The sequence below is a fragment of the Algoriphagus sp. genome (assembly GCF_024305035.1).
Classification (GTDB): domain Bacteria; phylum Bacteroidota; class Bacteroidia; order Cytophagales; family Cyclobacteriaceae; genus Algoriphagus.
Map to the genome: position 1 here is coordinate 35455 of NZ_JAMWZB010000005.1, position 20894 is coordinate 56348.

The 20894-nt window shown below is 40.3% G+C and carries 15 protein-coding genes; 13 read left to right on the forward strand and 2 right to left on the reverse strand.

Features of this window, described 5'->3' with window-relative positions; all coding sequences use genetic code 11:
• Window positions 1–11: 11 nt before the first annotated feature.
• Window positions 12–554 carry a hypothetical protein gene (locus Q0L00_RS03785; protein WP_297335529.1) on the reverse strand — a complete coding sequence of 181 codons (543 nt, stop codon included), beginning with the start codon at window positions 552–554 and terminating at the stop codon, window positions 12–14.
• A 219-nt stretch (window positions 555–773) separates the two neighbouring features.
• Here Q0L00_RS03785 and Q0L00_RS03790 point away from each other — a divergent pair, with 219 nt between their 5' ends.
• Window positions 774–2132: a M24 family metallopeptidase gene (locus Q0L00_RS03790; RefSeq protein ID WP_297335530.1), complete on the forward strand. Its 1359-nt coding sequence runs from the start codon at window positions 774–776 to the stop codon at window positions 2130–2132.
• A 32-nt stretch (window positions 2133–2164) separates the two neighbouring features.
• On the opposite strand, the gene Q0L00_RS03795 is transcribed toward Q0L00_RS03790, so the two are convergent.
• Window positions 2165–3340, reverse strand: coding sequence for an MFS transporter (locus Q0L00_RS03795; RefSeq protein WP_297335641.1), 1176 nt, complete (start codon window positions 3338–3340; stop codon window positions 2165–2167).
• A 296-nt stretch (window positions 3341–3636) separates the two neighbouring features.
• On the opposite strand from Q0L00_RS03795, the gene prfB reads away from it, so the two are divergent.
• The 12 genes from prfB to Q0L00_RS03855 all read left to right on the forward strand — a co-directional run bounded on the left by prfB (window position 3637) and on the right by Q0L00_RS03855 (window position 20783).
• Window positions 3637–4738, forward strand: a protein-coding gene (gene prfB, locus Q0L00_RS03800; protein WP_297335531.1) for a peptide chain release factor 2 whose coding sequence is annotated in 2 segments (ribosomal slippage) — window positions 3637–3696 and window positions 3698–4738 — 1101 coding nt in all. Because the reading frame shifts where the segments join, the coding sequence is not laid out codon by codon here.
• Window positions 4739–5251: 513 nt separating this feature from the next.
• Window positions 5252–6064 (forward strand): polysaccharide biosynthesis/export family protein, encoded by an 813-nt coding sequence (locus Q0L00_RS03805; RefSeq protein WP_297335532.1) that lies wholly within the window; start codon window positions 5252–5254, stop codon window positions 6062–6064.
• A 5-nt stretch (window positions 6065–6069) separates the two neighbouring features.
• On the forward strand, window positions 6070–8514 hold the full coding sequence (locus Q0L00_RS03810) for a polysaccharide biosynthesis tyrosine autokinase (protein ID WP_297335533.1): 2445 nt from the start codon (window positions 6070–6072) through the stop codon (window positions 8512–8514).
• Window positions 8515–9059: 545 nt separating this feature from the next.
• Complete coding sequence (locus tag Q0L00_RS03815) at window positions 9060–9533, forward strand: nucleoid-structuring protein H-NS (RefSeq protein ID WP_297335534.1); 474 nt, start codon at window positions 9060–9062, stop codon at window positions 9531–9533.
• 24 nt (window positions 9534–9557) lie between these two features.
• On the forward strand, window positions 9558–10136 hold the full coding sequence (locus Q0L00_RS03820; RefSeq protein WP_297335535.1) for a hypothetical protein: 579 nt from the start codon (window positions 9558–9560) through the stop codon (window positions 10134–10136).
• On the forward strand, window positions 10133–10978 hold the full coding sequence (locus tag Q0L00_RS03825; protein ID WP_297335536.1) for a hypothetical protein: 846 nt from the start codon (window positions 10133–10135) through the stop codon (window positions 10976–10978). Before Q0L00_RS03820 ends, Q0L00_RS03825 begins: the two co-directional genes overlap by 4 nt.
• The gene (locus Q0L00_RS03830) at window positions 10965–13418 is read left to right on the forward strand and encodes a leucine-rich repeat domain-containing protein (RefSeq protein ID WP_297335537.1); all 2454 of its coding nucleotides are present in this window, start codon (window positions 10965–10967) and stop codon (window positions 13416–13418) included. The genes Q0L00_RS03825 and Q0L00_RS03830 overlap by 14 nt, the downstream gene beginning before the upstream one ends.
• Before the next feature lie 885 nt (window positions 13419–14303).
• Window positions 14304–14810, forward strand: coding sequence for a winged helix-turn-helix domain-containing protein (locus Q0L00_RS03835; RefSeq protein ID WP_297335538.1), 507 nt, complete (start codon window positions 14304–14306; stop codon window positions 14808–14810).
• Between the two features lie 392 nt (window positions 14811–15202).
• Entirely contained in the window at window positions 15203–16360 is a 1158-nt protein-coding gene (locus tag Q0L00_RS03840) for an MraY family glycosyltransferase (RefSeq protein WP_297335539.1), read from the forward strand.
• A gap of 397 nt (window positions 16361–16757) precedes the next feature.
• On the forward strand, window positions 16758–17897 hold the full coding sequence (locus Q0L00_RS03845) for a DegT/DnrJ/EryC1/StrS family aminotransferase (protein WP_297335540.1): 1140 nt from the start codon (window positions 16758–16760) through the stop codon (window positions 17895–17897).
• Entirely contained in the window at window positions 17872–18516 is a 645-nt protein-coding gene (locus tag Q0L00_RS03850; protein ID WP_297335541.1) for a sugar transferase, read from the forward strand. The genes Q0L00_RS03845 and Q0L00_RS03850 overlap by 26 nt, the downstream gene beginning before the upstream one ends.
• A 356-nt stretch (window positions 18517–18872) precedes the next feature.
• Window positions 18873–20783 (forward strand): nucleoside-diphosphate sugar epimerase/dehydratase, encoded by a 1911-nt coding sequence (locus Q0L00_RS03855; protein ID WP_297335542.1) that lies wholly within the window; start codon window positions 18873–18875, stop codon window positions 20781–20783.
• The last annotated feature ends 111 nt before the right edge of the window (window positions 20784–20894 follow it).

Genomic DNA, 20894 nt, shown 5'->3' on the forward strand with positions numbered 1-20894 from the left:
AATATTACAGGTTAAAAACTCCCTTCTTTTTTTGGACCATTCGATAGGTCAATTTCATTTTTTAAAAGAATCTGAAGTTGATTTCTTCCTTTGATTTTAAAAATTTTGTACCGTATGGGCAGCAATGCCAGACCCGTGCCTATCAGGATTCCAGAGGTTAACCCGACCCCCTGATCAATTGAAAACTCTCGCCTTTGATATATTGAATTGATGCTTTCTGCAGTCAATAAAATAATCCCTGATCCCAAAAGTAAGGCATTCATATTTTTTAAGGTGGAGTTTCGGCTGTCTTTCCGGCGGATATCGATCGCTTCAATGTCATCTAGGGAAAGGATGTTTTCGTTCAGAAATATGTAATCCTTGGAAAATTCCCGAATTTGATCTGTAACGAAGTAGCCTAATTTTTTACTTTTATAGGTTATTGATTCTCCTGCATAAAAGCGGATTTGTTTTTTGGGACTTACCCCTCTTTTGAGTAGAAGAAAATCCCGGGATTGGGCAAAGGTGCTTAGGTTTATACCTAGAAAAATAAGGAAAAGTAGGGTCTTTTTCATAAACTTATCTCTTGCTTAAAGATGCGGTTTTTTTTAGGTTTTATCCAGTTACCTCAGGTTTGGTGGTAGAAATTAACCTGATTTTACGTTTTCTTTCTTTGGTGGGATCAACTATGGCCTATGGCAGGGTAGATTTTCTTTGTAAAGCAAAGATTTTTATTTGTTCGTTGGGTTGTGCCCTCGAGAATCCCCTATATTCAAGGATCAAAATTAAATGCAATGAAAAAGAAATTTAGTGCTTTTGCCTTCTCCTTTTTGATGGCTTTTACGGCCTATTCTCAGGATTTGGCCGTTCTATCGCAGCGCGAACAAGCCGAATTGATCGATACCTGGTTAGAGGATAGGATTTCAAATCTTTTACCCAAACTAATGACAGAGACTCAAATTGATATGTGGGTGGTCATTTCACGAGAATATAATGAGGATCCGGTAATTCGGACACTTTTGCCGGCTACCTGGATGGCGGCCAGGAGAAGAACGATATTGGTTATGTTTCAGCCCAGTCCCAATTCTGCCGTGGAAACTTATGCAATCGCTCGATACGATGTGGGGAAGTCATTTAAGCGTGCCTGGGATCCGGATAGCCAACCTGACCAATGGGAGGCATTGATGGATTTAATCCAAGAGAAAAATCCTAAAGCCATTGGTTTGAATTTTGCCAACGATTACGGTCATGCAGATGGGTTAAGCTATACCGAGCGGGAAGCTTTTATGGATAAACTTCCGGAAAGCCTCCAGGGGCGAGTAATTTCTGCACAGAGGCTGGCTGTTCGCTGGCTGGAAACCCGGACTGAGGCGGAAATGGCAAGCTATCGCCATATTCAACAGCTGGCTCACGCCATTATTCAAGAAGGGCTATCTGAAAAAGTAATTACCCCTGGAAAAACTACAACAGAAGATGTAGTTTGGTGGTATCGGGAGCGGATCAAACAACTCAAACTCAACACTTGGTTTCATCCCACCGTGGATATTCAGCGACCAGACCCCGATTCAAATGAGGCATCCCGTTCTTTTGCAACCAGACCCTCGGAACTGACCATCCTGCCAGGGGATTTATTGCATATAGATTTTGGGATTACTTACCTTCGATTGAATACGGATACTCAACAACTAGCTTATGTTTTGAAAATGGGAGAGACTCAAGTTCCTGATTATTTGCAAAAGGCGTTTGAGGTTGGAAATCGCCTTCAGGATATTTTGACACAGAATTATGTGTCTGGCCGAACAGGAAATGAAATTCTTCGGGCTTCTCTTGAGCAAATGAAGTCGGAAGGGATCCGGGGGAGTATTTACACCCATCCTTTAGGGTATTACGGGCATTCGGCCGGACCGACAATCGGCATGTGGGATAATCAAGGGAATACTCCAGGGGCGGGTGATTTTCCGCTTCATCCCAATACAGGCTATGCCATCGAACTCAATGCGGTGGTTTATGTAGCCGAATGGAAGAAAGACGTTCGCATCATGTTGGAAGAAGGGGCCTTTTTTGATGGGGATAAAGTTCACTATTTCAATGGAAGACAAAAGAGGATTTTACCCATCCCTCGAGCTTCATCTTACCTAAGCAATGAGGAATAAACATTTAAAATCTAGTTGGAAAAATTGAAAATTTAGCGGTGGGGTGGGTAAGTTGCACTGCGGATAAAAAAGAGGAAAATCAAAGAGATTCCGGCAATTCCAGCACTAAATAAGAATACCAAAGGAAAATTTTCTGCCTTATTGGCATATAAAAAACCGGAGATGATTGCCCCTATGCCAATACCGGCTTCCAGAAAAATGTACATGGTCGCCAGCGCTCTTCCTCTAAATGCATCCAGGGAAAGATCAATCACCCAAGCCGCTGTTGTGGGACTATTCATTCCCACTGCACATCCAAATAAAACACCGGCTCCCAGAAGCGCCAACTGAGTTTCAGATAAAGCGATCATCACCATACTTACAACCATAAAAACAGTGGCTACCCGCAACACCGGAACTCTTCCGTATCGATCGGAAGCTTTGCCGGCGATCAAGCGAATTCCTAAACTGGAAAGGGTGAAAATGGCAAAAAACAATCCCTTATTTTGGATACCCAAATGAGCAGAAAAATCCGGGATTATTGTCAGTACGACCCCAAAAGAGAAAACTGAGAAAAAAAGAATCAGAGAGGGGATCAAGACCCGTTTTTCGATAAGCTCGTCTCGCTTGAGTTTAAATAAGCCTAAACGCATAGGTTCTTTTTTTTCTAGCGTTTCTTTTAGCCTGAAAAGAATCGCAATCGAAAGAATGGCAGTGAAGGACGAAGCGTAAAAAAGAATTTCAATGGGCCAGATACTAGCGATCCAACCACCGATAGCCGGTCCGGCCGCCATTCCGAGTGAGCCAAAAAGCGATTGGATTCCCATGGCTTCGCCCCGTTTTTGAAAAGGAACGATATCGGCCACGTATGCCGAGGTTCCGGTAGGAGTGAATCCGGCTGAAAATCCATGCGCAAATCGAAGAAATAAGAAGCCGCCGACAAAACTTAAAACCGGGTAGAGTAGGCTTATTACAAAGCAGACGCCCGCACCAAAAACCATCACAGGAATTCTCCCTATTTTATCGGCAAGCTTCCCACTGAAAGGCCTCGAAAGTCCGGCCGATAGGGTGAAAAGAGAAATAATCAGACCTTTATAGTCTTCCCCTCCCAGGGTGGTTAGGTAGTTGGGTAGCTCGGGAATGATCATATTAAAAGACGAAAAGAACAAAAATGAGCTTGCACAAAGGAGAAAAAAATCAATCGAAAAAAAAGAGGGGAGTAGTTTCATTTCTTCGCAAAGATAGTGGAATAACGTTCGTTTCACCAGTGCAATTTTACAAGATGGAGGAAGAGAATTTTTGGGTTGTAGGCTAAGGGTTTAGCCTCGCTGTATTCGAGGGCTGATCAAAAAACAGAAGGGGTGGGAAAAAATCACCAATTAATTAGTTTTTTTAGTCTTTTTCCGGTATCGATTCAGTCAATATTGGGCCTTCATTGCTGAATTTGCCAAAACATTCCTATTCAATCATGACAATCTGAGATTTTTTTTAGAGATTCGCATTCTTTAAATTTTAACTTAAAATCATGACTTCGGACCAACTGAAAGACTTGAAAGCTCGCACCTCGGCTTTAAGGAGGTATCTTTGACTACGATCGGAAGAAAGCAGAAATAGAAGATTTAGAGGCCGTTTCCTCTCAGCCAGAATTTTGGAGTAATCCGGAAGAGGCAGAAAAAACCATGAAACAAATCCAGGCTCGTAAGGGATGGACTTCATCCTTTGAAGATCTCGATAAACTTATCGGTGATTTGGAGGTGCTGTATGAATTTTATTCTGCAGATGAAGTGAGTGAGGAGGAAATTAAAGTGGAGTACGACAAGGCCAGAAAGGCTGTTGAAGAGCTCGAGCTCAAAAAAATGCTTTCCTCGGAAGAGGACCAACTGAACGCGGTTTTAGAAATCAATCCCGGAGCGGGAGGAACAGAAAGTAATGACTGGGCCTCGATCCTGATGCGAATGTACATCATGTGGGGAGAGAAAAACGGCTACAAGGTCAGGGAGGTGGACGTGCAAGAAGGCGAAGTGGCAGGAATTAAATCCGCCACCTTGGAGTTTGAGGGTCCACTAGCCTACGGATTTTTGAAATCCGAAACGGGTGTTCACCGCTTGGTTCGAATTTCACCTTTTGATTCAGGGGGCAGAAGACACACTTCTTTTGCTTCGGTATATGCCTATCCTGAAGTAGACGATAGTATAGAGATCGATATCAATCCTGCCGATATTGAACTCCATACCTCGCGTTCGGGAGGAGCAGGTGGGCAAAATGTAAACAAGGTGGAAACCAAGGTGCAGTTAACCCACAAACCCACTGGAATAGTGGTTGTCTGTCAAGTGGAGCGTTCCCAACTTGCTAACCGGGAAAAAGCCATGCAAATGCTCAAATCCAGACTTTATCAAATGGAGTTGGAAAAGCGAAATGCTGAAATAGCCAAAATTGAATCCTCTAAACTACGAGTTGATTTTGGTTCTCAAATCCGAAATTATGTATTGCATCCCTATAAACTGGTAAAAGATAATCGAACCGGATATGAAACTTCAGACACGCAGCATGTTTTGGACGGCGGTCTAAATGAATTTATGAAAGCCTTCCTACTCGCCCAAAGTGAGGAAGAGGCAGATAAGGGATAAAGAAGGGCATGCCCTAAATTTCTGTTCAACTTGAAAAAAGTTCTGTGGGAGGGTTATGCACTCCTGTCCACTAACCCCGCGTAAAAAATACCGATTTTTTATGCGGGGTGTTTTTTTTAACTACGTTCTCTGTTTTCCTATATGATTATTTTAGAAGAAAATGGCTAGCCGGTCAGCTAATTGGTACCCAACTTCTGCCAATTGCGCAGCAGGGGGATTGACCAGCACAGTCTCAACTTTTTTTCTTTCAAAAATATCTTTCATGATGGCAAAAGTCTAAATTCTTTTTCCATTCAGTTTTTCCATTTAGGAAGTTTGGAGAGGTGATTGGCCGATCGAATCCCCGGTAAATCAATTGGAAAGAGGTAGCTCAAAAAATAAAATGCATTTCATTGAGTATTAAATACATCTAATAAATTCTTCCTAATACACTTATACATTTTTCGTCCCTTTTTATCGGATTTTGCCTAAGTTTGCCCAGTTTTTGAGTAGACATTCAAAACTTTATCAATTATGCGGAATCTGCGGGCAGGGATTGCTTTGACCCTATTACTTTTCACGGCCGTAGGCTGTGTATCCAATGAGAAAATCATCTACCTCCAAAATTTGGAAGATCACCCTGAAATTCAGGAGGGAGAATTAATTGAATACGAAATCCCGGATTACAAACTCCAATACAACGATATCATCGATGTTAATGTCCAAACTGCTCAGGATATCATCGAAATGGGTTTTAATAATACTCCCACAGGAATGAACAATCAAATGGGGAATATGGCTGGACAGACTGGCGGGGATATTTATTACATGTCCGGTTATACCGTTGATAAAAACGGCGCCATTCGATTGCCTATCATCGGAGAGGTAAAAGTCAAGGACATGACCATAGAAGAAGCCAGATTGGCTATTGAAGAAAAGCTTAGAGAGTTTCTTAAAAATGAAATTTACGTCAAAGTAAAACTTGGAGGAATTCGTTACTCTGCCTTAGGCGAATTTCGCAGACCGGATAAATATGTGGTTTTACAGGATAGGATGACCATTTTTGAAGCTATTGCAAATGCCGGAGACCTGACCCCGATTGCTAAAAGGGATGAGGTTCTTTTGATACGACAGTACCCGGATGGGACCAAACTTCACCGAATCAATCTCAATGATCGAAATATCATCCGATCTCCTTTTTATTTTATTCAGCCCAATGATCAACTTTATGCAGAACCCATGAAGGTGAGGGAAGTGGGTGCTGGGGAAAATGCCGCCCAGTCCTTATCCCTGGTTATATCTGCAATTACCGTATCCGTGCTTTTGATCAATACCTTTACCAGATAAGACTGATGTATCCGAATCAACCGAATCCAACGAATACCAATCCAAATCCATTTTTAGTCAATCAAGAGGATGAAATCGACCTGAAAGTACTCCTTTTCAATTATTTACAATATTGGCCAATAATCCTAATCTGCATGTTTTTGGGGATTTTGACCGCTTTTCTATTTAATAGGTTCACCACCCCCATTTATAAAGTGGAATCCACCGTCCTGATCGTAGATGACAAGCCCACACTGGGTTCTGATCTGTTTGAATCTGCCGGCTTGGGATTGCAGAATAAAAGCAACATCGATAATGAGATTGGAATCTTAAAATCCTATACGCTCGCAGAATCCACCATCGGTGAAATGGATTTGAACGTGTCTTATTTTCAGGAGGATGTATTTAAGCCTCGTCAGATTTATGGCAATACCCCGATTTATGTTTCTGCAAAATGGGATCGAACGCAATTGGTTGGAGGTTTATTTCGTCTTGAGGTGATCGATGCGCAGAACTTCGAACTTACCATCGAAGAGGATGAATTTTCGGTTTTCATTCCTTCTGATCCCTTCTATAAAGATAGATTGGAAAGTTTTTCGCTTCCAAAATCCATCTATTCCTTCGGACAAGAAATCTCAGGGGAATTTTTTGCATTCACAGTCAATCAGGTTTCTACCCTTCCGGGAGAAATCTATTATTTTCGTTTAGTCGATACCCCTTCTCTGGCATTGCGCATGAAGGAGGATCTTCAAGCCAGCCCTTTAAATAAACAAGCCTCCATCCTGACGCTTTCTCTTGAAACTCCCCTTCGTCGTTTGGGGGAAAATTACATCAATACGCTCATGGAGGAATACCTTCAACGGGAACTCTATGAGAAAAATCAGGCGTCTGAGAATACGATTCGGTTTATTGAGGAGCAGCTGAGCGGAATTTCTGATTCCTTGGAATATTCAGAAAGCCAATTACAAGAATTTCGATCCAAAAACCGGATTTTCAACCTTTCCGAGGAGGGCTCTTTGATTTTTGAGCGGTTGACTGAACTGGAAAAAGAACGGAGTCAATTTGAGCTTAACCTCAAGTACCTGCAAACCTTGCAAACCTACCTAGATAATAATCAACTCGAGGATTTGGTGGCGCCTGCAATCGTGGGAGTGAATGATCCTTTGTTAACTTCTCTGGTTGAAAGCCTATCGGAATTGCAATCTGATCGTGTTCGGATTTCAGCCACCTTCAACGATCAGACCCCTCAAATGAGGGATATCAATTCTAGGGTTCAAAGTACTTCCAATGCCTTGAAAGAAAATGTCCGATCAGCAATCGAAAATTCACGAAATACCCTCGCCGATGTCAATAATCGGATTCGGATGATCGAACAAGACATCAATACGCTACCTGCTACCGAACGGAGTTTGCTCAATTACACTCGACAGTTTACCATTAACGAGAATATTTACATCTATCTCTTGGAAAAGAAGGCCGAGGCTGAAATTACCATGGCTTCGAACATGCCGAAAAATAAAATTTTAGATTTTGCCAAAGCGAGTCAAGCGCCTGTTGCTCCAAAGCGAAGTCTCAACCTGCTCATTGGAATGATTTTGGGATTAATTCTTCCGATTGGATTTATAACAGTGAGGGATTTTATGAATACTAAAATTGAGGATCCTAAAGAATTGGAGAAATCCATCAAGGTTCCTTTGATTTCCATGATTGGCAGAAGTTTAACCGAAGATAATTTACCTGTGTTGAATAATCCCCGCTCTACCGTTACTGAGTCATTTCGTTCCCTGAGAGCCGATATGTCCTACCTCAGCCCGAATAAAGAAAAATTCACGGTATTGTTTACTTCAACCATCTCTGGGGAAGGGAAGACCTTTGTTTCGATCAATATGGCCTCGGTATTCTCCTTGATGGGAAAAAGAACCATTTTGATTGGTTTGGATTTGCGTAAACCAAAAATTGCCGAGGATTTTAATCTTCCCAATGATAAAGGAATGAGTACGGCATTGAGTTCGGATATCTCATGGAAAGAAGTGGTTAAATCAACCGGACACAAAGATTTGGATGTCATTCTTTCTGGTCCCATTCCTCCTAATCCTGCCGAACTGTTACTTCAAGAAAAATTTGGGCAGATTATCAAAGAGATCAAAGAAGAATATGATGTAGTGATTTTTGACTGCCCGCCAGTGGGGTTGGTTTCTGAAACCAAGGAACTGTTTAATTTAGCTGATATTTCATTTTACGTATTTCGACAGGGGTATTCCATGAAGGGAAATACTGAAGTGCTCAATAATCTAGTGGAAAAAGGGGGCGTCTCCAAAATCTATGGAATTCTCAATGATGTCCATATTGACAAGGGATATGGCTATGGTTACGGCTATGGCTATGGCTACGGCTATGGCGGAAATTCGTATGGTTACCACGAAGAAATTCAGTTGCCTTGGTGGAAACGAGCACTGCGGAGGAAATCATAGAATAGAATTAGCGGAGGAAATCATAGAATAGAATTAAAGGAATGGGGATAAGTGATCAGGAGGATAGGGCGTTGAGAACAGCAAAATGAGAGAAGTCTGGAAAGGTAGATTGAGCAAGTCTTGACTTCATCCTCTTTGCCCTGGTCGGAAATCCTAAAACTTGCTTTTAAAATCAAAAATCCGGGACTGAGAGTTTTTTCCATTTGAAATCCCCTCTATTCATCCATTTCCTGGTCAAAAGGTAGAAGGGATGGGTTTAGTGCACTCAACGGGATAAGACTTGAACCTCTGCCCTTAACCGGTCTTAAATCTTGGGGGAGCAGGTGCTTTTAGGGTTTCTTATCTAAAAATTATCCAATCTCAAGGCCTGACCACTTACCGTTCACATCCATTTCAGAAATATTAGTACAAGGATTTTTCTTTTTGGAATATGGTTTGCAGGTTAATCATCTGTTTTTATTTACTTTGTCCCATAAATTAGAATGGCTCCTGAAAGCGGTGTTTTCTTTAGCCAAAACCAAACAAAATCTTAATCCCTCCCAAAAATGAAACAAAAGTTGATCTCATTTTCGCTTAATCGCTCCCTGATGATCGCTATGGTCGCATTGCTCGCAATGGGTGCCTGTAAGTCAAAAAAGAAAGCAGTTCAGCCCGAACCTGAACCGGCCCCCGTAGAGCGAGTAGACGAAACTCCTGCACCAGTTGAGACTGCGGCACCTACACCCGAGGAAGTAGCGGTTGAAAAACTGGAGTCGTCTTTTAATTCCCTGACTACTGCCTCTAACCCAGCGCTGGCTAATCAATCTATCGAGCAAACCTTAGCGATGTTTTCCAATCAAGACGCTCCTGTCCTAATTGTCATTCACGAGGAAAACGGAATCAAAGATTACGATGAACCTACGACGATTCGTAAATACCTCGAATACCTCAAGGACACCAAAAAGAACCTCAACTTTATCAGTGATATCCGTTTGGATGCAAATGGTAAAGTGTCCGAACTCGAATTGAGAAGAAAATAATTTCAACTAGAAAATCACCTTAAAATGAAAAATACATTTATTCTGTTTTTGGGCCTTTTCCTTGCATCTTCGTTGACCGTGTTTGCACAGTCAGATGATATCAGCCCGGCGAGAAAGCAAGCCATTGATTCCCTGGCTCTTGAAAAAGTAAAGGATCTTTCAAAATACATTGCCATTATCGGTAGCAAAGAAACTCAGTTTTCGGAAGCCAATAGGGTTATGGATCGGGCAGAAGAGCTTTTTGCTCCAGATGCTGAAATGGGCGTATCCAGTATTAATACCAGCGAAATCGCCTACTATAAAGTCCGACGATACTTTGAGCGATTGATGGCGCTAAACTATGACCGGGTAAATATTACCTGGTATGATATTCAATACATTTCTGATCTGGAAAGACAACCTGACGGACGATATGTAGGCGTGATTACGATCTATCAGCGTTTTGAAGGGACTTCCATCGAGACCGGGATGAACTACAAGGATACTACCAAAAAAGACATTACCATTTACGTAGAGAAGAAACAAACTCAAATTGCCGGTAGAACGATCGAGTTCTGGGATGTTTTGTTAGGCGATGTCCGAGTGACTGAAACCTCCGCATGAGATTAATCACCAGTTTTACGGCGATCTTTTTGTTCGCTATCAGTACCATTGTTTCCGCGCAGGGCCTCGGCTCTGCGTCGGGGACAATTAAAGATGACGGAAGACTAGCCGCATCTACCAAACAACTCAATCAGTTTTTTAGAAGATTCAACGCCGAGGAATCCGTAGATGGAAATACCCGATACAATCCAGGCGATTCTTTGTATAGAAATCCCGACTTGAGAAGGGGTTTCTTTCAGGTGATTTTTGACAAGGAAACCAGTACTATTCCTGATGATTTAAAAAATCAATTTCTTGACCAGGTGATGTCAAAGACCTACCCTCAGTATATCCGTTTTCACCAAGAGGGTTGGTTTTCCGAAGTACAGGCTGATTTTTTCTTTAAGGGAAAAAGAGAACGTGCCAGTATCATTTTCAAATTACAACCCCAGGGACTAGGCTACGAGTGGATTATAGATGCGGTAAGCTTTCCTCCCTTCAAAAATCTTTTCAACAAACCCCAAGGTGATGAAAAGGATTTTCTGCACCCCTTATCCCATGAACTTGGCTTTATGAATCTCAGAAGAGCCTTTGAAGATTCGGATCTTCCGGAATCTTTTACACGATCTTCCTTTGAACCGGATTTTTTGACACTGTTTTTGTATGAGATGAAACAAAACAATATCCGATTCGTCACGGTGACAGATGTGAAATTCCATTTCTTTCAAATAGAAGGTTGGTATTTCGAGGTCAGTCAATTCAATAGACCGGGTTTCAACACCGGCTGGTTGATATCTAGTTTGGTTAAACTTAACCCAGGGGATAAGGAATCGATACAACAGTATATTTATGATCAAAAATAAGTTTTTTTTTCTGGCTTTTATTCTCCTAGGGCTAGGAGGGAATTCTTCTTTCGCTCAAACCATCAAAGGCTACAGCGATGAAGAAATCGCGGATTTTTCCTCGAAAGTGGAAGATCAGATTCGTTTTCTCGAATACCTCTTTAATACCATCGGTGCATCCGATACCCCTGCCAGAGACAAGGATGTCATCATCCGAGAGAGCTACCTAAAGATTTTTCGGGATGCGGAAGTACAAGTCGAGGATGATTTACTTTTCGACCGTAAAGTCGTTACCAATAAAAATGTAACGGCTTATTTGAAAGACATTGAGTTCTTCTTTGAAGAGGCTAGATTTGAATACAAAATCAGAGAAGTAAAGCCAGCACAAAAGGACAATGGTGATATTTATTTTTTGGTTTCACTCGACCGGACAATTGAATCTGTCGGTAAAGACGGAAAGAAATTAACCAATACCAAGCCACGATTTGTAGAAGTGAATCTCAATGATTCCAGTCAAGAGCTGAAAATAGTCAGCATTTACACCACCAAACTCAGCAGGGATGAGGAGCTTTTGGAATGGTGGGAAATTCTAGGCCCGCATTGGAAAGCCTATTTTCAAGAACGATTTGAGTTGAATCCGATGGATTCAATTGATTTGGACCTTCTTTACAAATTTGTATCCCTGGATTCACTTGATATCTCAGGGACAGATTCTTTGCTTGACCTTAGTCCATTGGAAGCCTTAAGAGACCTCAAGTACGTGGACCTGAGCAGAACCAATATTACTGAGCTGGGACCAATCTCCAACGTGACTTTTTTGGAATACCTGGATGTGTCTCACACACCGACACAAGATATTCAGTTTATCAAATATTCGGATCGATTGAAACACCTGAACATTTCTCATACTCAAATCGAGGATATTTCAGATTTGGAAAATCTCAAAAAATTAGAAACTCTTCAGGGGGAGAAGACTCCCATCTTGAATTTTGTGGTGCTGAATGAATTCGAAAGCTTGAAAAAGCTGAATCTTTCTGAAAGTGGATTCAACAATGCTGAGAATATTCAAAAATTAACTCAGTTGGAAGAGTTGGATTTGAGTAGAAATTACATTGTTAATTTTGATCATCTTGCCTCCCTCCAATCCCTTAAAAAACTAAACCTGTCCGAAACCAATATACAGGATCTCAGTCCTTTGGCGAATTTGAATCAATTGGAGGAATTGGATTTGACACGAACCGAGATTTCTGATATTTCGGTGCTCAATAGCAAGAATTCACTTGTCAAGGTTCTGGCAGATGAGACCAGGTTGTCAGTCTATGCTGCCGATGAATTTAGCCGAACCAACCCCAAAGTTTTGTTGATTCACCACGTAAAAGATCTCGAGTCATGGTGGTCTGGCTTGTCAGAGGAGTGGAAAGCAGCCTTGAAGAAAGCTAACCCGGCGATTGTTTCCAATACGCCTAATGTTGAAATTCTTACTGAAACTATTGGGTTGGAATCCTTAGACCTAAGTAATTCTGGTATAACTAACTTAACCCCGCTTACCCGCTTTGTTAAGCTTGAGAGATTAAATTTCTCAAACAATCCGGTTTCTGATCTCCTCCCACTCTCAGAGGTGAAAACCTTGGTTGAAATCAACGGAAATAAGACTCAGGTCAGGGATTTGAATCCCATTCGAGGAAATGATTCCCTGCGTGAGCTTCACATGAGTAATAGTCCTGTGGAAAGTATTTTGCCGGTAATTGACCTTCCTAATCTTACCTATTTGAATGTCAATGGGGCCAACTTTTTCGAAGACGAGGTACCAGATCTTTTGATTAAAAAACCAGAGTTGACCCTGGTTTATCGAGTAGAAGAGCTGGAAACCTGGTGGGAAGAAATAAGCTCTGACTGGAAGGAGCTGCTAAGACGACAGTTTAGTTTGACAGAGAACCCATCCACTGAGCAATTACACAATCTGACGGCCAAATCGGAATTGAATTTTGAGCGGGTCAATGTGGAGGATCTTAGCCCAATTACGGCTTTTGTTAATTTAAGAAAGCTTTCCATTTTTGATTCCCCAATATACAATATTGGTGCAATCTCAGAAATGGTTCATCTCAGTGAGCTCAGGCTTGCCCAAGCCCCGATTACTGACTTTTTGCCTTTAAGTGCTTTATTTAATTTGGAACGATTAGATATTTCCAATACCGGACTAGAGGATTTGACTGCCTTGTCAAACCTGGTGGAACTGAAATACCTAAATATATCCGGCACTAACTTACGGGTTTTAAGAGGGTTGGAGACCCTGACTTTTTTGGAGGAGCTAGATGTGGCCAGCACGAATTTACGTTCGTTGAGGCCAATTGAGGGACTGGATAATTTAAAAAAGTTAACCTGTTTCAATACTCGGCTTAGCAGTAGAGCAGTGGATCGGTTTAGGGAAATTAATCCCGAATGCCAAGTGCGGTTTTACTAATTGCTTTATGGTTTGATCAGTTTGAAATAGCCTGAATTCGGTTGGTTACTCTCCGAGTTAAAGGGTTAGTACTTCGGATCCAAAATAGTGATTGATGCGTATTAAAGTTTATTGAAAGTCAGTGGGTTACTATCAAAAGGGCTACTAATTGTGGTCTAGCAAGTAGGGGGCTGGTTAAGGGTTTAAAGGCGCTTACAGCCTAGATTTATAAAGGAATAGATGGAGAAACACTTCATCCTTACCTAAGTATTGCAGTTCAGATGGATAGTTTGGGTTTAAGGATTTCATTAAGCTTCCATACAGCAATAGTCAGGTGATTTTCAAAGAAATAGTAACAAGTTTAGTCTTCAACCTCAATCGAACTAAGAAGGGCCCCAGAGATTTTCTCCTGAGGCCCTTTTTGGCTTTTAAACCAAGGTAATAAGGTTCAAAAAATTTGAAGAAAAGCTTCCTTATTTGGTTTTAGAAAAACGATGAGAAAAGTTGCTTAATCACCCGTATCAAAGGTAGCAGAGGAAGGTTAAAAAAAAATACCCAGTACTGGGTATTTTTTATGGTTTAGCATGAAAAGTTTTCCACATTATTTAAATTTTCTTATAAAATATATAATTATATAAATTTTTCTATTTTCTCATTTTAAAACAATAAGTATCCAGAAAAGCACAAAACCCAAAACTGTCCGGTGTGTTTTTAAGGCTTTTACCTGATCAGAAATAAGATTTTGATAACAAAAAAAGGGATATTGCTCTACTTTAACAAAAGAGACTTTAGGGCTTTTGTTTATTTTTCTTCTTATCCTATGCAGGTTTTTCAACAAACCGAGTAAATTTATTACTCAATCCATTATGAAAGGGATCACTTTCATTTTCTAAAAAACTTTTACAGGTGTTAGAGACTCTTGTTACTTCCAAAACCCGCATCAAACTCCTCTTAAAGTTTTTTTCGCATCGGAATTCAGGATATCTACGAGCGCTGGCAAAGGAATTTGATGAATCTACCAATTCGGTTCGCATTGAACTTAACAGACTGACTGAAGCGGGACTTTTGCTGTCTGAGGAAGACGGGAAAACCAAAGTCTACATGGCTAACCAATCCCATCCTTTTTTTACTGAGATCTCAAATATGGTTTCTAAATTTCTTGGATTGGACGAACTGATGGAGAAAATCGTCAAACGGATGGGGGCAGTTCAGACTGCCTACATTGTAGGGGATTATGCCATGGGAATTGATTCAGGAACGGTTCAAATGGTTCTGATTGGACAAAATTTGGACGTTGAATACCTGGATTTTATTCGCAATAAAACTTATGAGAAGATTCAGCGGAAAGTTGAAGTTGAAATTTTGCCCAGCGATCCCGGGGATATTCAAGGCATAAAGATATTTGGAGTGTAATTCATTTGCTGGTTAGGGTAATTTTAAGCAAGGTAGAAGCCAAGCTTGAGTAGGGGGGAAGCATTTCCTGTATTGAACAGTCAACCCCATATTAATCCTCGAATTGAACTCATAAATGGCTTTAAGTAGGAAGTTTAAATGTTTCCCTTTAGATTATGAAGAATACTAAGTTTTAAAGAATTTTTATTTAAAAAAAATGATCTGTCCAAATTAAAGAGGGGATTGACACAAATGAATTGATATTTGTGCTTTGTCAGTATAAAAAAGTGTTTTGTTCATTGATCAGTAATATTAAAATTTTCAATCAATAGATCAGTCAGTTATTTAATTGTTAATGGCAAGGCATTTGTGATGTTTTTTAAATAAATTTAAATCGCTAAACCGCTTTTATTATGTTTTTTTTCCTTGCAGCGCTTACCGCTTTTTCCGTTGGAATGATCAGCATGCCAATCCTGATTAAAATACTCCGAAAAGCTAAAATTGGAGATACTCCGGGGGGGCGAAAAATACACACTTCGTTTATTCCTTCCATGGGTGGAGTCGGATTCTTTATAGCTTCCCTGGTAGCCATGTCGATCTGGGCTTGGCAATTTCCTCTACCTGATATTCGATATCTACTTGGGGCGATAGTCATCATGTTTATTGTAGGTCTCAGAGATGACTTGATAGAGATGAAAGCTTCTCAGAAAATTGTCGGTCAATTAATAGCCGTCCTCCTGGTTGTTGTTGCCTCTGATATTAGAATTAAAAATTTACATGGTTTCTTGGGGTTTGAAGAACTTCCACTTTTGATTTCTTACGGGTTTTCTGCCTTTGTTCTCTTAGCCCTGACCAATGCCTTCAATCTAATCGATGGATTGGATGGGTTGGCAGGAACCATGTCCATGTTGGTTTTTGGATTTTTAGGGACTTGGTTTTTGATACAAGGGTTGGAAAGCTATGCCGTCCTCTCCTTTACCTTTTTGGGTGGAATTTTAGCTTTTTTGATGTTTAATTGGCATCCAGCTAAGATATTTATGGGAGATACGGGTTCACTATTGCTCGGATTTACCCAAGGTGCTTTAATTATAGCTTTTATGGAGTATAATGCTGGCCTGCCTAAGGATAGTTTTCTTCAGTTTGAACCTGTTTTCACCTCCGGGATTGTTTTGATGCTTTATCCTCTATATGATATGGCGCGTGTGTTTGCCCGAAGACTTTCTCAGGGAAAGGGGCCAATGACGCCTGATAAAAGCCATGTTCATCATTTTCTAATGAGAATGGGATTAAAACACAATCAAGTGGCCATCCTTCTTGGAACGATACAATTTTCTTTTATCCTTTTGATCTTTTTAATGGAGGATATTTCTGATCATTTTGCACTCCCAGTTATTTCTGCGGTAGCTTTATTTCTGGGCTACTGGTTGGATAAGGTTACTGTCAAGTATGTGAAACGGAAAGTGCATAAACAACCGAGAGTTTTGGAACTTAGAACTAGAGTACCCAAAAAACACAAGCCTCTTTCCCTAGACACCGAAAAATTAAAATCTTCAAAAATCAATTTGAATTAGTCCCGGGTTACTATTCTAAAGAAAGAAACTACGAGAGAAGGGCATATTTCGTGTTTTCAAATTTTCGTGGAGCATAAGACTTAAGCATCTTGCCAAAACCAAGAAATCTTTGAATTTTCAGTTCAAAAAATTGCCTTGTTGAATAGCTAGTATTTCTCTTACTTCTTTTCTAAGGAGGAACTTGCCCAAGCCCCAATCGCTCGCTTAAAAATTGGATTAGCCTCGGTTTTTTTGTAAAGAAAACCAAGGGTACCTATTCCATTGGATCAACTTGAAGCCTTACTTTTTTCTTAAAGCTTAGATAAATACAATTTTTTTACTCCTTAAAATTCAATTGGTTGGGTTTTTGATTGATTGTGTGTATGTTTAGATCGCTCAACATGGTATCCTATCATTAATGGCCTATCAAATAAAATTATCGGCTCCAATTTTTGCTGGAAATGAATCAACTTATATCCAGCAGGCTATTGAGTCGGGGAACATAGCCACACATGGTTCCTTTATTGGTCAGTTTGAATATAAGCTTGGGGCTTTAACCAAAACCCATCAGGCGGTTGCGCTCAATTCTGGTACTTCTGCATTGCATTTGGGTATGGTCTTATTAGGAGTTTCCCACGGAGATGAGGTAATCTGTCAATCGTTTACTTTTTGTGCTTCTGCTAATCCGATCATTTATCTGGGAGCCACTCCCATTTTTGTAGACAGTGAAATCGATACGTGGAATATGTGTCCAGAATTGCTTGAAGATGCTATTTTGAATCGGATAGCCTGTGGTAAGAAGCCAAAAGCTATTGTCATTGTACATTTGTTTGGGATGCCCGCTAAAATGAATGAAATCATTGAAGTGGCCTCTAAGTATCAGATTCCCATTTTGGAGGATGCCGCAGAGGCGGTAGGAAGTAAATACGCGAACCGTCATTGTGGAACCTTTGGAGAGTTGGGAGTTTTCTCATTTAACGGGAATAAAATTATTACCGCAGGGGGTGGAGGTGCCTTGATTTCCAATAATGCTTCTCTTTTACAAAAGGCGGAATACCTATCCATGCAGGCTCGGGAAGATCTCCCTTACTATCAGCATTTGGAAATCGGATATAATTACCGGATGAATAACCTTTCTGCCGCTGTAGGGGTAGCTCAACTGGAGCAATTGGATCTTGCGGTCAAAAGAAGGAGAGAAATAAACCGGAATTATCGGGAATTGCTCAATACGATGCCTGGGATTAGGTTTCAGAATGATTCGGATCTTTCTTCCTCCAATTACTGGCTGACAACAATTCTGATTGATGAAAAAATTACGGGGTTTTCCAATGATCAACTTCGAATTAAATTGATGAAAAATGGAATAGAAACCCGTTTTTTATGGAAACCGCTTCATTTGCAGCCAGTGTATAAAGGCATCCAGTTTTTTGGAGGGACTATCGCAAAATCTCTTTTTCATTCGGGTATTTGTTTGCCGAGTTCTTCGGATTTGACTTTCGAAGATCAATCCCGAATCGTAGAATTAATTCAGGATGAACTTGCCAAGTCATTCAAGTAACTCCTGGTATCGCAAGTATGGAAAACGATGGATGGATTTATTCTTATCCATTTTTTTATTTACCCTACTTTCTCCCTTGTTTCTCATCCTTTACACTGGTTTGACTATTCATTTTAAAGGAAAGCCAATCTTTGCGCAGGAAAGACCCGGAAAAGGGGGAGTGATTTTTAATATTCTAAAGTTTAAAACCATGAATGACCGCAGGGATACCTCTGGGGCTTTACTTCCCGATCGAGATCGGTTAACGACCTTGGGTGGCATAATCCGGAAATTTTCACTGGATGAAATCCCCCAGCTCCTTAATGTAATCAAAGGAGATATGAGCTTGATCGGTCCTAGACCCCTTTTGGTAGAGTATCTTGGGCTCTACTCGGAAGATCAATTTAAAAGACATTTGATCAAACCCGGGGTAACAGGTTGGGCGCAGATCAACGGAAGAAACACGATCAGTTGGGAGGAAAAGTTTGCTTATGATTTATGGTATGTGCAGCATTATAATTTTTTTCTTGACTTAAAAATTTTATTGAGGACTTTTTTTAATGTGATAGGGGGGAAAGGAGTTTCTCAACAAGGCCATGTGAGTATGGGGAAATTTACTGGCAATAAGTCATCGAAGTAGAATTGATTCTTGAAATCCTCCCTCATTAATGAACACGCGATAGGTCATTGTACCGTACGTTCAAATTGGATGGGAATTCTAATTTTAAATTTCCCATAGTTCATCTCACTAGCTCGTTTTATTTTCTTCCTTTCAAAGATTATAGGGATATTCCTCAATCCAAACGTAAATTTTACTACGTAAATCAGTAGAAACATCGTCCTAAACTTATTTAATTGCAAAGTAATATTGGAATTTGAAAAATATTGATTAAGTTTCTTTGGTCATAGTTTGCATTCTACGTAGTTTTGCCAAACTATTGGACTGGTTATGGTTGATGTCAATTAAAAATCTTACCATTTGATAAAATCTCTACTATGAATTTTTTGTCTCGGTTAAAAATCCTCCCCCGGTGGATCATAGCCACTCTCGATTCCCTGATTCTTTTCCAATGCGCATTATTTGGCTATTTGGTCCGCTTCAATTTTGAGCTTGCATTGATCGAGCAGAATGATGCCGTTGCTGGAAGTTTTACCTTTATGGTGGGTGGTCTTTTGGTCATGCAAAACACCCGTAGTTACGAAGGGATCGTTCGACATACAGGATTTAAAGATGGTTCCAACATTTTTAAAACGGTATTGATCAACTTTATATTATTTCTATTTCTGAATTTTTTTCATGGCAATTTTCTCAATGATCGGTTTCTGCTTCCAACTTCTGTTCTGATTGTAGCCAGTTTATCCTCGCTCTTCATGTTGATTTTTTACCGTCTTTTGGTCAAAGAAATGTTTGCCTATTTAAAGAACGGGATCATGCACCGAGAGATGAAAAACGGTGTAATTTTCGGCGCAGGTGAGGCAGGGATTATTGCCCAAGAAGCCATTAAACAAGATAGTAAAAGCCTATTTAATACCATTGCATTTCTGGATGATGACCCCAAGAAGGAAGGGAAAAATATTGCGGGAAAACGAATTTACAAGGGGATTGAGTCCTTGGAAAAGGTGGTTGAACTTTTTGGAGTTACTGAATTGATTATTGCGGTAAGGGACCTTTCTGTCAAGCGAAAAAACGAAATCATTGATGAGTGTCTTCGGCTGAAAGTGTCTGTTTCCATTGTTCCTCCCGTGGATCAATGGATCAATGGAGGGTTGACGGCTGGCGCTATTCGGGAGGTGAAGATTGAAGATCTTCTGAGTCGGGAGCAAATTAAATTGGATAACCCCAGAATCAAGGAAGATTTGATGGGTAAAATTATTTTGGTCACCGGGGCTGCCGGATCAATCGGTAGTGAAATTTGTAGACAGATCACCCACTACAGTCCCAAATTATTGATCATGGTCGATATTGCCGAATCTGCCCTTTATGATATTGAGCATGAATTCAAGGAAAATTACATCAACTGTCCGATAAAAATTATTCTGGGTGATGTCAGGAATAAAAAGAAAATGAAAGAGGTTTTTAGGATATTTAAACCTCAAGTTGTTTTTCATGCGGCTGCTTATAAACATGTGCCCATGATGGAAAATTATCCAGAAGAGGCTATTCATGCGAATGTAATCGGCACCAAAATCTTGGCTGACCTTTCTGTTCTGGCGCAGGTGGATCGTTTCGTTTTTGTTTCAACCGATAAGGCTGTCAATCCGACTAATGTCATGGGGGCTAGTAAACGAGCTGCAGAAATGTACGTTCAGGCACTCAATGAATATTTGGAGCAAAATCATAAGAAATACCACACAAAGTTTATCACGACTCGCTTTGGTAATGTTTTGGGTTCCAATGGATCGGTAATCCCCCTTTTTAAACGGCAGATTTTGCATGGTGGACCCATTACGGTAACTCATCCTGAAATTACCCGATTCTTCATGACGATCCCTGAAGCTTGTCAGTTAGTATTGGAGGCTGGAATCATGGGTAATGGAGGAGAAATTTATGTTTTTGATATGGGCGAGCCAATTAAGATTTTGGATTTGGCCAAAAAGATGATTCAGCTTTCCGGTAAAAAAATCGATGATGACATCAAAATCACTTTTTCAGGGCTTCGAGAAGGAGAAAAGTTGTATGAAGAGTTGCTAAATGACTTTGAAACCGTCAAAATCACCCATCATCCCAAAATTAAGATTGCCCAGGTTTTGCCAGCTTCCTATCATAAGATCGACGGGCAAATTGAATTGTTTCAAGATTTGATTCATAAAAATTCAGAGAATGAATTGGTATCTCACCTCAAAGTAATTGTGCCTGAGTTTATCTCAAATTCTTCCCGATTCGAAGTCCTCGATCGTTTAAATTGATCTCATTTTTAAGATTTAACTAAGTAGCTCTCCTTAATCAAGTCCTAAAAATCTGTTCTTTAGTTGAATCTAGACAGTTCTTTTTTGGCTTTGGTGAAATTCCTTTGAATT